Origin of the sequence: Salinibacterium sp. dk2585, from assembly GCF_008001035.1 — a bacterium.
Lineage (GTDB): Bacteria > Actinomycetota > Actinomycetes > Actinomycetales > Microbacteriaceae > Homoserinimonas.
This window is the reverse complement of record NZ_CP042856.1, coordinates 2,654,404-2,667,314: the sequence shown is the minus strand read 5'-3', so window position 1 is coordinate 2,667,314 and position 12,911 is coordinate 2,654,404. Positions and strand designations below refer to the sequence as shown.

The following is a 12,911-nucleotide window of genomic DNA, read 5'->3' as shown; positions in this document are numbered from 1 at the left end:
ATGACCAACGTGACGGGGTCGGCAACGAAGCCGGCCCCCTGGGACCTCGAGGTCACCCCCGCCGTCGTGCGGAAGATCTCGATCGTCTGCTTCATCGCCTGGGTGGTCTCGGTCTACGACTTCACCCTCTTCGGCACCCTCCTGCCGGTCATCGCCGAAGACTTCGGCTGGACGACGGCAGAGTCCACCACGATCAACACCGTCTTGCAGGTCGGTGTGTTCATCGTCTCCCTCGTCGTCGGCACGATCATCGACCGGCTCGGGCGGCGCAATGCCCTGATCATCCTGATGCTCGGCGGCGCACTCGCATCCGGGTTCACGGGCCTCGCAATGGGCGCGGTCAGCATGGTGCTCATCCGCTCCATCACGGGCCTCTCGCTCTCGGAGGAGGTCGTCAACGCGGTCTACCTCAACGAGATCTACCGCAAGGTGCGCAACAAGGGGTTCCTGTACTCCCTCGTGCAGGCCGGGTACCCCATCGGCGCGCTCGTCGCGGCCGGGATGTCGGCACTCCTGCTGCCCGTCATTGGCTGGCGGTGGAGCTTCGTGATCGCGGGCGTGTTCGCTCTCCTTGTCGCGCTGCTCGCCACCCGTCTCCCCGAGTCGCCCACCTTCGCAGCAATGAAGGAGGTGCGACGGCGAACGGATGCCGGTGATCTCCAGGGGGCCGAGCGGCTGCGGCGCGAGCACGAGCTCGAGGACGACGACCACGAGAAGGTCGGCCTCAAGGGTGTCTTCACGCGCGAGCTCTGGTTGCACACCACACTGCTCTCGGCCGCGTGGTTGTTCAGTTGGGTGGCGATCCAGGTGTTCTCCGTGCTGGGCACCACCGTGCTGGTCGAGGCGAAGGGCGTCACCTTCGAGAACGCGCTGCTGATTCTGGTCGGTGCCAACGCGGTCGGCTTCGTCGGCTACCTCGTGCACGGCTGGGTGGGCGACCGCATCGGGCGGCGTGCCACGGTCGTCATCGGCTGGGGTCTCGGCACGATCGCGAGCGTCATCATGCTGCTCGGCCCGAGCGTGCAGGCCTTCATCCTCGTGATGTATGCCCTCACCCTGTTCTTCCTCACGGGGCCGTTCGCCGCGCTGCTCTACTACATGGGCGAATCGTTTCCGGCGAACGTGCGCGGCATGGGCACCAACGTCGCCCACGTCATGGCACCGCTCGGCAGCATCCTCGGCTCCGGCCTTCTGAGCGTGTACCTCGTCGCCGGACTCGACATGTCCTGGGCGGCACTCCTCAGCGGCACCGCCGGACTCGCGCTCGCGGCGATCTGCATGTTCGGCACTCGCCGCGTGCACCACAGCGCCGCCAAGCAGTAGGAAGGGAACATCATGGTCACTCGAGACGACGGTCTCCAGGGCAAGGTCGCGGTGGTGTCGGGCGGTGCGAGCGGCATCGGCCTGGCGCTCGCCGTCGCGTACGCCCGCGCCGGCGTGCACACCGTCATCAACTACCTGCCCGCAGACCCCCACGACTATTCGGATGCTGTCGCCGCGGTCGAGCAGGCCGGCGGCAGGTGCGTCGCGGTCGCGGCGGACGTTCGCGACAGCGCGCAGGTCGACGCCCTCGCGCAGACCGCCATTGACGAGTTCGGCCGCCTTGACATCGCGGTGGCGGGTGCCGGCATCCTGCGGCGCAACGCGCTCGAGCAACTGACGGATGCCGCGTGGGAAGCCATGCTCGACGTCGACCTCACGGGCGTGCTCCGGGTGTTCCGCAGCTGCGCCCCGCACATGGCCGAGGGCGGCAGCATGGTCGCGATCTCCTCGATCGCGGGCGGGGTCTATGGCTGGGAGGAGCACGCACACTACGCGGCGGCGAAGGCGGGGGTGCTGGGGCTGACACGCTCGCTCGCGGTCGAACTGGCACCACGTGGCATCCGGGTCAATTCGGTGATTCCGGGGCTCATCGAGAGCCCGCAGTCGCTCGATGCCAAGAACTCGCTGGGCAAGGAGGGGCTGGAGGCGGCCGGGAGCATCATTCCGTGGGGGCGCGTCGGCACCGCGGACGAGTGCGCCCGCGCCATCCGCTTCTTGACGAGCGATGACGCCGCCTATGTCACCGGGCAGGAGTTGATCGTTGACGGCGGGCTGACCGTGCGTTGGCCGAGCTAGGAGTCCCGATGTTGTCGAACAAGAAGGCCATCATCACGGGCGGCTCCAGCGGCATCGGAGCGGCGATCGCGCGCCTCTTCGTCGAGAACGGTGCCGCGGTCGCCCTGCTCGATCGCAACGTCTCCGCTGGCGAGGCGCTCGCCGCGGAGCTGGGGACCGCGTCGTTCGCGCTTGAGGTGGACGTGGCGGATGCCGCGGGCGTCGAGCGTGCGGTCGACGGCGCCGTCGCGCGGCTCGGCGGGCTCGACATCCTCGTCAATGCGGCGGGGGTGCTCGGCGAGAAGCCCATCGCGGAGATGAGCGTCGAGGAGTTCGACCGCGTCGTCGACATCAACCTCAGGGGCACCTTCATCACCATCCGGTACGCCGTGCGCCACTTCGACGCCGAGCGCGGCGGGCGCATCATCAATCTCGCGTCGCAACTCGGCATCAAGGGCGGCACCCCGATGGCGCACTATGTCGCGTCGAAGGCGGGGGTCATTGGCATGACGAAGGCCTTGGCGCTCGAACTCGCGCCGCAGGGGATCCTGGTCAATGCGATCGCGCCAGGTCCCATCGACACCCCGCTGCTCGACAACGTGAGCGCCGAGTGGCGGGCTGGCAAACAGGCGGAGCTTCCGCTCGGTCGCTTCGGCACACCCGAGGAAGTGGCGCCGACCGCGCTACTGCTCGCGTCGAGCCCCGGCGGCAACATTTACGTTGGACAGACGCTCGGGCCCAACAGTGGCGACGTGATGCCGTAGATGTGTGGTGCGTGCGGGAGCAATGCCCGGGTGTCGGCGTCGACCGCCGAGCTGAATCGTGAGCGCGCGAAGCCTGCGTTTGCCGCGCAGCTGAACGCGGCGCTCGGGCGTGCGGGCGGCTCGGTGCGCAGCATCGGCGACCGCTGGCTGTGGCAGCGCCCGACCGGCGCGAGCGAGGTCTTCGGCGATGTCGAGGAGCTGGTGCGGCATTTGCTGCACAAGCGCGTCGTCTCACTCGATGACTTCGACGGGGCAGAAACGCTGGTTCGTCGCATCGTGCGCCGCGCATCCGGGTGACTGAGCCCTTCGCGAGATGTCGCCAATGGAGTGACCGAACGTCAGGTGCTGCTGGGGAACGTATGGGGGCGACGAGCGCTCAGCCCACCGTCAACGACGAGCTGCTGTCCGGTGATGTAGCTGGCTGCGTCGCTGGCGAGGAAATCGATAGCTCCTGCCACCTCTTCTGCCGCGCCGATTCTCGACAACGGGATGACGTCGTGCGCCTTTGCGAGGTTCTCGGCGCCCATCGAGTTGACGCCGTCCATGGTCTGCGGCGTCTCAATGAGTCCGGGAAGCACCACATTCACGCGAATGCGGCGCGGGCTGAGTTCCACAGCGAGCGATCGAGAGAGGCCGATCACCCCGGCTTTCGCCGATGCGTAGTGCGAGTGGTCGTCCCAACCGTAGATTCCACCCGTCACAGAAGACACGGCGACGAGCGCTCCGGGACCCTCCATGCGCTCGACCGTTGCGCGGAAGACGCGCATGACCCCGCCCAGGTCGACCGACAGCACGTTGTCCCAGTCACCATCGGACATTTCCTCGATCGGGCTGATGCGCACGATGCCGGCGGCGGCCACCGCGATATCGATCCTTCCGAAGTGCTCGACCGCCGTTGCTGCCAGTGCGTCGCATTCTTCGCGGGAGCGGACGTCGACCGGCACCGCGACGATGCTGCCTCCCACCTCGCGAACCTGCTTGCAGGTCTCCTCGACGTCGTGCGGGTCTCCCGGGTAGTACCCGGCGACGATGGCTACTCCTCGGCGTGCGAGCCGCACGGCGGTCGCTTGCCCGATACCCGATGCAGCCCCGGAGATGATCGCCGTCTGTGCTTGTACCAAGATGTTTCCTTTTTCTTTCGTATCGACGGATGCGGGATGCCGAGAGCGCTAGTCGCCGAGCAACATGAGACTGAGCTGGGGCACGAAGGTGACGAGGGCGAGAGTGACCAGCAGCACAGCGACGCTCGGCAGTGCCGCCTTGGCAACGCGCAGGATGTTCATCCCGGTCAGGCCGCTTGCGACGAAGAGATTGAGCCCAAGGGGCGGGGTCATCATGCCGATCTCGAGATTGAGCACCACGATCACGCCGAAGTGGATCGGATCGATACCCAGCTGCATTGCGATCGGGAACAGGATGGGGACGAGGATCAGCATGGCGCTGGTCGTTTCCATGAACAGGCCCACGGCCAGGAGCAGTACGTTCACAATGAGGAGGAACACGAACGGACTGATGTCGCTACTCAGCACACTCTTCGCGAGGTCCGAGGGAATGCGTTCCAACGTGAGCACGAACGAGAACACAGTGCCCGCCGCAATGATGAACATGATCATTGCGGACGTCTTGGCCGACGAAAGCAGGATCCCCGGAAGGTCCTTGAGTGTGATGTCTCGGTAGATGAGTAGCGAGACGATCGCTGCGTACATGACGGCGACGATGGCGGACTCCGTCGGGGAGAACACCCCTGTGTAGATGCCTCCGAGGATCACCACGGGCAACCCGGCGGCCAATGCAGCCGAACGAATGGCGCGCATCCGGTCACTGAAGGTCATGGTGCGTAGCTCTTCGGCTGCGCCGAACTTGCGCACTCGCGAGACGACGAGGGCAAGGATGATGAGACCTGCGGCTGCGATGAGCCCCGGCACGATTCCCGCCAGGAAAAGGGAGCCGATTGACTGTCCAGTGATGATGCCGTACACGACGAACGTGATGGAGGGGGGCAGCAGGATTCCAAGGGAGCCTGATGTGGCCGCCAGGCCTACGGTGAAATCCTTTCCGTACCCGTTGCGGAGCATCGCAGGGATCATGAGCGCTCCGACCGCGACAACCGTGGCTGGGCTCGACCCCGAGATCGACGCGAAGAACACACAGGTCACGATCATGGAGATGGCAAGGCCGCCCCGCATGCCGCCCACGACCGCGTTTGCCGCATTGACGAGCCGGACGCCCAGCCCGCCCTTCGTCATCAGGTTGGCGGCGAGCACGAAGAACGGGATCGCCATGAGAGGGAACATGTTCAACGAGTTGATGAACTTGTCGGGAAGCTGCTCAAGGGGGATCGGAGTGAAGAGGAAAAGGTAGATCAGGCTCGCGAAGCCGAGGGCGACCGCAATCGGGGTGGAGCTGACAAGGAGGCCGATAAAGACGACCAGGAGAATGATGCTGGCTTCGATCATGGTGCGACCGCCCCTCCCTTTCCTTGGCCCTCGATGCCCATAAGCGCTTCTGCAGTCTCAGAAATCGTCTCGAGGGGAGCCCTTGTTCGGAGGAGGGTGACGAGGTTGCGAACGGTGTGGTAGCCCATGAGCAGGAAGCCCAGGAGGACCCCGGAATCGATCATCCACAACGGCATCTTCAAGACACGCGTGACGGTGTTCAATGCGGATGGATCCGTCACGAGAAGCACGCTCAAGTAGGTCATGAGTGCGAAGAAGACCAGTGCGATCGTGGTGCCGATGATGTCCATGACCCACTTGCCGCGCCGTTTGAGAAACGGGGAAATGACCTGCATGGCGATGTGCCCGTTATCGCGGACAAGCAGCGACGCTCCCACGTAGGTCGAGAGGACAATGAGGTAGATGATCGCCTCCTCCCCCCACAGCAGGTGCGACCCAAAGACGAACCGTATGAGGATCTGGGCGGCGCCGATGATGGCTGCCAAGGCAAGAGGCACCCATGTCAGGGCCTCCTCTATGCGCCGAAGCGTCTTGTCGAACCCGCTCATGGGTCTCCTTCGCGAGGGAATCGGGCGGGACCCCCGCCACCGAACGGGCGGGGGTCCCTGGGTGATTACTGTCGAGCTTCGAGAAGCTCGGCAAGCACGTCGGCGCCGATGACGCTTTCGAACTCGTGCCAGACCTCGGGGACAACCATGTCGACCCACTGCTGGCGCTCAGCGTCGGTGAGTTCGATGATTTCGGTCGTTCCCGCATCGACGATGACCTGACGGGCGTCGTCGTTTGTCTTCGCAACCTCGGAGTAGTTGAACTCGGCTACGTCGTCGAGCGTGCTGTCGAGGATCGTGCGCAGGTCCTCGGGCAGGGACTCGTAGAAGTCGAGGTTCACGGCAACGATCATGTCCAGGAGGCCGTGCGACGACTCGGTGATGTACTTCTGCACCGTGTGCATGCTCTGGCCCTGCATGTTGGCGTACGTGTTCTCTTGCCCGTCGATGAGGCCCTGTTCGAGGCCCGTATACACCTCGGAGAAGGCCATGACCGTGGGCTGCGCGCCCCACGCTTCAAACTGGCTCACCAGGATGTCCGAGCTTTGGATGCGGTAGCTGTGACCGCTCATGTCAGCCGGCGTGCGGATCGGCTCATTGTCGCCGAGGTGCTTCATTCCGGCGCTCCAGATCGACAGCACCTTCACGTTCTTGTCGGCGAGGTCTGGGTTCTCGTAGATCGAGGCCCCTACGGCGGAATCCCTCGTGATGACCTCGGGGACGTCCGCAGGGGAGTCGAAGAGGAAGGGAAGGCTCAGCACCTGAAGTGACGGAGCCACGGTGGTGAAGTTTGCGCCGCTGGCGGCGATCATCTGGACGGCGTTCGACTGAAGAGCCTGCATCTGGTCGTTCTGCGAGTAGAGCGAGCCGTTGTGGTACACCTCGACCTCAATGCGTCCTTCGGTGCGCTCCTCGAGGAGTTCCTTGAGCTTCTCTGCGGCGATTCCCTCTGGGGACGTTTCGGCGGCGACCTGGGAGAAGGTCAGGGTGAAGGTCTCCCCCTCGTCTGAGCCAGCGGATGATGTCGATTGGCAGCCTGCTGTGAGCAGCGCGGCCGAGAGGACGGTCGCGACGGCAGCTATTCGGGTGACTCGGCGTTGTTGCATGAATGACTCCAAAATCTTTTCATGGGGCGAAAACGGTTTTCGTGCAGCGATCTGCACGGTAACATCCCAAATGCATCGCCAGAATCAAGAGTTTGTTTCAGACAGGTAAATTCGCGGCCGAAGCCGGGTGTCGGCTCGCTACTATTGAAAGACATTTCCGTCACGCGAAAAGAGCAACGATGCAGCTGGTGATTCGTACGCTTTCGCTGCTGAAAGCCATTGCCACGGCAGATCAGCCGCTGTCGGCCACGACGCTGAGCAAGAGCCTCGAGATTCCCATTCCTACCGTGCATCGGCTCATGACCGTCATGGTGGACGAAGGCTTCGCTGTTAAGGACACCGCCAGTCGCCGCTATGGCCGGGGGCCGGAGCTGGGTGCGCTGTTGCGGAGAGAGAAGACCTCCCAGTTGGCAGAGCTGTCGCTTCCCGTCCTGGAATCGCTGCATCGACGCTTCAATGAGAGTGTCTTCGTGAGTCAACTGAGCGGTGACGCGGTGCGTTGTCTCCATGGCATCGAGAGCTCACATCCGCTTCGGCTCAATGTCACACCGGACTCCACGCTCCCATGGCACGCGTCGGCATCAAGTCGGGTCATCCTCGCCCAGTTGGACGACGCTGCACGCGATGAGATCATCGCGACGCACCAGCTCACGCGGTACACCGACAACACTCCGACGACACTCAAAGAACTCCGCGCGAAGCTCGACAATGCGCGCGTGGACGGTTTCGACATCTGCGACGACGAGTTCGAAAGCCAGGCCTGGGCGGTTGCGGCACCAATCTTCACTATGGACGGAGTGGTTGGGTCAATCACTCTGAGCGCGCCAGGGGGCCGGCTGAGCGCGAGCAGCGACCGAAAGCGTGCGATCGAAGCAATCCGCGAGGCAGCGCAGCAGATCTCCGAGAGCTTTCGCTAGCGCGACGCGCCGCTACTCCGGCAGCGAGGGGTGCTGCTCCTGCCGGTCCCGCTTGGATGGGATGACGAGCCCGAGGAGGAGCGCCACGAGCGCGGCCCCGCCCCCGAGGAGGAACGCGTACTGGAACGCCAGCGGGGTCGGCGTCGGCACCCCTCCGATGACCTCGGTGTGGGTGGCCAGCACGGCGCCGACGACGGCCGCCGCCCCGCTCGTGCCGAGCGAGCGGAAGAGAGCGTTGAGGCCATTGGATGCCCCGGTCTCGCTCTGCGGCACCGAGCGCATGATGAGCATGGGCATCGCCGAGTAGCCGAAGCCGATTCCGATGCCGATGAGCACGTTGGCGATCAGGATCTGCCACACCTCGGATGCGAACAGCAGCGTGAAGCCGTAGGCGCAGACGAGGGCGATCGCCCCGAGCACGAGCAGCAACTTGGGGCCGAAGATCCCGGCGAGCTTGCCCGAGTAGGGGGAGAGCAGCATCATGACCAGGCCAGACGGCATGACGATGAGGCTCGCGGCGAGCAGCGAGAGGCCGAAGCCGCCCGTGCTGACCGGCAATTCGAGGATCTGCGGGTAGGCGACGCTCGAGGAGAACAGGGCGAAGCCCATAGCGATCGAGGCAAGATTGGTGAGCAGCACGGGCAGTCTCGCGGCGACGCGCAGGTTCAGCAGCGGTGCGCTCGCCCGCATCTGGTACCAACCCCACAGCACCAGCACGCCGACACCGCCGACACCGAGCAGGAGTGTGCTGGGGGATGTCCAGCCCCACTCGTTGCCGCGGGAGAGGGCGATGAGAATGCCGACGAGGCCGACGGCCATCCCGACGGCGCCCAGGTAGTCGAAGCGTCCGCCCGTGCGCAGCACGCTCACGGGCACGATCCACAGCACGAGCGCGAAGACGATCACACCGAATGCCGCGGTCATCCAGAACAGCACATGCCAGTCGGTGTACTCGGTGACGAGGGCGCTGATGGGCAGGCCGAGCGCCCCGCCCACGCCGAGCGTGGCGCTGATGAGGGCGATTGCGGAATCGACCCGGTCCTTGTGCAGCACGTCGCGCAGGATCGAGATGCCGAGGGGGATGACGCCGGTCATGGCACCCTGCAGGGTGCGGCCGATGATGACCCCGACGAGGCCGGGCGAGAGGGCCGTGATGATCGACCCCACGACCATGACGGCCAGCAGCCACAGCACCATCCGTCGCTTGCCATACATATCGCCGAGTCGACCGGCAATGGGCGTCATGACGGCGGCGGCGACAAGGGTGGATGTCACGACCCAGGCGGTGTCCTCCCTGCTGGCGTTGAGCAGCTCGGGCAGCTTCGTCTGGATCGGCACGACGAGCGTGAACATGAAGGAGGAGCAGAGGCCGGCGATCGCCAGCACAGCGACGATGGCACCCTGCGGCGGCATGCGGGTGAGCCGTTTGCGCGCCGCCTCATCCGATCTCCCCATCACTCGAGGCTATCGCTGTCGCGCGGGGCCGGAGACCGCTCTCATGCGCGCGCATACAATGGCCCCGTGAGTGAGTTGTCGCGCCCGGGGGAGAGCCGTCCACTCCTCAACGCCCGACTGCTCGGCCTCTCCGGCCCCGTCTGGTCGATGATGCTCGTGCTGGGCGCTGGTGTGCTCCTCCTGGTGTTCGGCCTCGTCTTCCCCGCGCACTCCGCACACAATGTGCCGCTCAAGGTCTGCGCCGCGCTTGTCGGCCTCGCTCTGCTTGCTGTGCTTCTCACCCTCCGCAACCGCACGCCCATGTGGGTGCTGTGGGGCGAGCTGCTCTTCATCGTGGCGATGACCGGGCTGCTCATCAACGGCTCGCCGACGGATGCTGGGGGCGTCTCGCTCATGCTCGGCCTGATCGCCGCTGCCGTCTATGCGGGCTTCTGGGGCGATCGTGTCATGTCCGCGGCCATGGTCGCGGTGATGCTCACCACCGGCACGAGCGCGATCTTCGCAAACGACCGTTTCACGACCTCGCTCGGTTCCGCCTGGGTCATGGCGGCCGGACTCATCGTGGGCCTGGTGTTCGTGCTCCAGGTGCTCGTGGCTGGTCTCCAACAGCAGGCGCTCATCGACCCTCTCACCGGTGTCATGAACCGTCGCGGCCTGCAGGCGCTCACGCAGGTGCGCCAGGCATCCGGACGCGGCGTGCTGCACCGCAGCATCGCCCTCATCGACATCGACGACTTCAAGCGCATCAACGACGACCTCGGCCATGCCGAGGGCGACCGCGTGCTGCGTGCCCTCGCGGAGCACTGGGTGACCGGCCTGCGCAGCGACGACATCGTGGTGCGCCTCGGCGGCGACGAGTTCGTCATCGTGTTCAGCCGGGTCGATGCGGATGCTGCGGAGGCGCTCATGGCACGACTGGCCGAGCGGAGTCCCGCCCCGTGGACCTACGGGCTTGCGCCGTGGCCCGACGGGGCAGACTTCGATGGGTGCCTGCTCGCGGCCGATGTCTCCCTGCTTGAGAAGAAGCGCGCGAGGGGCGCAGCCCGCTCCTAGCGGCTGGCGGGTGCCTCTTGGCGCGCGCCCGGTACCGGGTGCTCGCGCTCGAGCGAGGCGCCCTCGACGTCGGCATTCGGCAGGATGCGGTCGAGCCACTTGGGCAGCCACCACGCCTTGTCGCCCACGAGGTGCATGAGCGCCGGCACGAGCAGCAGGCGCACGACGAAGGCGTCGAAGAGCACGCCGACGGCCAGGCCGAAGCCGAGCGGCCGCACCATCGTCATGTGGGCGAAGATGAAGCCGCCGAAGACGGCGATCATGATGATGGCCGCGGCAGTGATCACGGCGCGGGCGTTGCGGCGCCCGGCGATGACCGCCTGGCGCGCCGGCATGCCGTGCACGTAAGCCTCACGCATTCCGGATGCGAGGAACAGCTGGTAGTCCATCGCGAGCCCGAAGAGCACGCCCATGATGATGAGCGGCGCGAAGCTCAGCACGGGACCGGGGTTTGCGACCTGGAAGATGTCGGCGAGCCAGCCCCACTGGTACACGGCGGTGATGGCGCCGAGCGCCGCGAAGAACGACAGCACGAATCCCGCGGTGGCGATGATCGGCACGAGCAGCGAGCGGAACACCAGGATCATGATGAGCAGCGAGAGCCCGACGACGACGCCGAGGTAAAGGGGCAGCACATCCTGCAGCTTCTGTGAGACGTCGATGTTGCCGCTCGCCTGGCCAGCGACCCCCACCTCGATGTCGCTGTCGAGCGGCGAGTCGGCGCGGAGCTCGTTCACGAGGTCCTCGGTCGTCTCGCTCGACGGCCCGTCGATGGGGATGACCTGGAACGCGAAGTAGTCGCCCTCTTCCGAGACGCCCACGGGGATGACGGCGGCGATGTCGTCGCGCTCCATGAGCTTCCCGGCGATGTCGGCCTGGGTTGCGAGCTCCTCTCCCGAGTCGACCGCCTCCGGCAGTTCGGCGGTGACGATGATGGGTCCACTCTGCCCCGCGCCGAACTCCTCGGCGATGGCCGTGTAGGAGCGGTACTGGGTCGAGTCGACCGGCTCGCTTGCGCCGTCGGGCAGGCCGAGCCGCAGCGACAGGGCCGGGATGGCGATGACGAGGAGGCCGATGATGGAGGCCGCGGTCACAGCGAGGGCGACGGGCGTGCTCATCGTGCGCGCGGGCTTCTCGCTGTGGCCCTTGCCGACCTGGGCTCGTTCCTTGCGGTTGAGCACCTTCTCCCCGGCGAGGCCGAGCAGCGCGGGTGTGAGGCTCACGGCGACCAGCACGGCGATGAGCACGCAGACGGCTGCGACCGTTCCCATGACGCCGAGGAACGGGATGCCTGTCACATTGAGGGCGAGCAGCGCGATGATGACGGTCGCACCGGCGAAGACGACCGCGTTGCCCGAGGTGCCGTTGGCGAGGCCGATCGACTCGCGCACGTTCATGCCCGAGCGCACCTGGGTGCGATGACGGTTGATGATGAAGAGGGAATAGTCGATGCCGACCGCGAGGCCGAGCATGACTCCCAGTACCGGCGTGACCGAGGTCATGTCTGTGACGCTCGAGAAGGCGAGGGAGCCCGCGACTCCCACGCCCACGCCGATGATCGACGAGATGAGGGGGAGCATCGCGGGGATGATCGACCGCAGCATGATGAGCAGCACGATCGCGGCGATCATGACGCCGATGATCTCGCCCGGCCCCAGCAGGCCCTCGATCGAGGTCGCGATGGTGGACGAGTAGTCGACCTGCACGCCCTCGATGGTGGCGTCGTCAAGCACGCTGGCGACCTCGGCCTTGAGTTCGTCGCTGAGGCCGAAGAGGTCGGACTCGAACTGGATGACGCCGATCGCGGTCGCCTCATCGTCTGAGATCGTGCCGAAGCCGGAGGCGTATTCCATGAGCCGCTGGCCGACCTCGGCCTCTTCGCGACCGGATTCGATCTCGGCGCGACCGGCATCGATCTCCGCCTGGCCCTCGTCGATGACCTGCTGCTGCGCGTCGATGGCGGCCTGCTGCGCGTCGAGCTGCGGCTTCGCCACCTCGTAGAGCCCACCGGCCTGCGCCTGTGCGACGGCGGCGTCGAGTTCTGCCTGGCCCGCGTCGAGCTGCTGCTGCCCCGCATCGAGCTGCGCCTGCGCCGCGTCGAGCTGCTGTTCCGCGGCCTCGATCTGCGCGAGGCCGGCCTCAAGCTCCTCCTCCTGCGCGGTGCGCTGCTCCTCGGTCTGGAAGGGGTCAACCGTGGCATCCACGCCGTCGATGTCTGCGACATCCGCAAGCAGCGCACTGATCTCCTCGCGCTGCGTCTCCGTGAGGGCCTCGCCGTCCTCGGACTGGAAGACGACAGTGGCGCTTGCCCCGCCGACGCCCTCGAGCCGCTCATCGAGCTGCTCCGTCACCCGCTCCGTCTCCGTGCCGGGGATGCTGAGGCTCGAGGTGAGTGTGCCGCCAAAGGCGAGGAACGAGCCGCCCGCGATCGCGAGCACGGCGAGCCACGACACGATGAAGGTCCACGAGCGGCGGCTTGCAAGGTGCCCGAGCCGGTAGAGCAGGTTGGCCATGA

The 12,911-nt window shown here is 65.9% G+C and carries 12 protein-coding genes; 6 read left to right on the top strand and 6 right to left on the bottom strand.

What is annotated here, in order from left to right; all coding sequences use genetic code 11:
* Genes FVA74_RS12600 through FVA74_RS12585 form a run of 4 tightly spaced genes read left to right on the top strand, consistent with a single transcriptional unit; the run spans nucleotide 1 to nucleotide 3,158 of the window.
* The gene (locus FVA74_RS12600; protein ID WP_147722831.1) at nucleotides 1-1,323 is read left to right on the top strand and encodes an MFS transporter; all 1,323 of its coding nucleotides are present in this window, start codon (nucleotides 1-3) and stop codon (nucleotides 1,321-1,323) included.
* A gap of 12 nt (nucleotides 1,324-1,335) precedes the next feature.
* Complete coding sequence (locus FVA74_RS12595; protein WP_147722830.1) at nucleotides 1,336-2,118, top strand: SDR family NAD(P)-dependent oxidoreductase; 783 nt, start codon at nucleotides 1,336-1,338, stop codon at nucleotides 2,116-2,118.
* 8 nt (nucleotides 2,119-2,126) lie between these two features.
* Entirely contained in the window at nucleotides 2,127-2,861 is a 735-nt protein-coding gene (locus FVA74_RS12590; RefSeq protein ID WP_147722829.1) for an SDR family NAD(P)-dependent oxidoreductase, read from the top strand.
* Between the two features lie 30 nt (nucleotides 2,862-2,891).
* Nucleotides 2,892-3,158, top strand: coding sequence for a hypothetical protein (locus tag FVA74_RS12585; protein WP_147722828.1), 267 nt, complete (start codon nucleotides 2,892-2,894; stop codon nucleotides 3,156-3,158).
* A gap of 41 nt (nucleotides 3,159-3,199) precedes the next feature.
* On the opposite strand, the gene FVA74_RS12580 is transcribed toward FVA74_RS12585, so the two are convergent.
* From FVA74_RS12580 to FVA74_RS12565, 4 genes are all read right to left on the bottom strand, one after another.
* Nucleotides 3,200-3,982 (bottom strand): SDR family NAD(P)-dependent oxidoreductase, encoded by a 783-nt coding sequence (locus tag FVA74_RS12580; protein WP_370454515.1) that lies wholly within the window; start codon nucleotides 3,980-3,982, stop codon nucleotides 3,200-3,202.
* Between the two features lie 48 nt (nucleotides 3,983-4,030).
* Nucleotides 4,031-5,317 carry a TRAP transporter large permease gene (locus tag FVA74_RS12575; RefSeq protein WP_147722827.1) on the bottom strand — a complete coding sequence of 429 codons (1,287 nt, stop codon included), beginning with the start codon at nucleotides 5,315-5,317 and terminating at the stop codon, nucleotides 4,031-4,033.
* A complete protein-coding gene (locus tag FVA74_RS12570) occupies nucleotides 5,314-5,865 on the bottom strand; it encodes a TRAP transporter small permease (RefSeq protein WP_147722826.1) in 552 nt (183 codons plus the stop codon). Before FVA74_RS12570 ends, FVA74_RS12575 begins: the two co-directional genes overlap by 4 nt.
* 65 nt (nucleotides 5,866-5,930) lie before the next feature.
* Nucleotides 5,931-6,971 (bottom strand): DctP family TRAP transporter solute-binding subunit, encoded by a 1,041-nt coding sequence (locus tag FVA74_RS12565; RefSeq protein ID WP_147722825.1) that lies wholly within the window; start codon nucleotides 6,969-6,971, stop codon nucleotides 5,931-5,933.
* A gap of 179 nt (nucleotides 6,972-7,150) precedes the next feature.
* Here FVA74_RS12565 and FVA74_RS12560 point away from each other — a divergent pair, with 179 nt between their 5' ends.
* Nucleotides 7,151-7,888 (top strand): IclR family transcriptional regulator, encoded by a 738-nt coding sequence (locus FVA74_RS12560; protein WP_147722824.1) that lies wholly within the window; start codon nucleotides 7,151-7,153, stop codon nucleotides 7,886-7,888.
* 12 nt (nucleotides 7,889-7,900) lie between these two features.
* Here FVA74_RS12560 and FVA74_RS12555 read toward each other — a convergent pair whose 3' ends face one another.
* On the bottom strand, nucleotides 7,901-9,301 hold the full coding sequence (locus FVA74_RS12555; RefSeq protein WP_147723224.1) for an MFS transporter: 1,401 nt from the start codon (nucleotides 9,299-9,301) through the stop codon (nucleotides 7,901-7,903).
* A gap of 108 nt (nucleotides 9,302-9,409) precedes the next feature.
* Here FVA74_RS12555 and FVA74_RS12550 point away from each other — a divergent pair, with 108 nt between their 5' ends.
* Nucleotides 9,410-10,396, top strand: a complete 987-nt coding sequence (locus tag FVA74_RS12550) for a GGDEF domain-containing protein (protein ID WP_147722823.1) — start codon at nucleotides 9,410-9,412, stop codon at nucleotides 10,394-10,396.
* Here FVA74_RS12550 and FVA74_RS12545 read toward each other — a convergent pair.
* Entirely contained in the window at nucleotides 10,393-12,909 is a 2,517-nt protein-coding gene (locus FVA74_RS12545; protein WP_147722822.1) for an MMPL family transporter, read from the bottom strand. The two genes, FVA74_RS12550 and FVA74_RS12545, sit on opposite strands and share 4 nt — an antisense overlap.
* Nucleotides 12,910-12,911 lie beyond the last annotated feature (2 nt).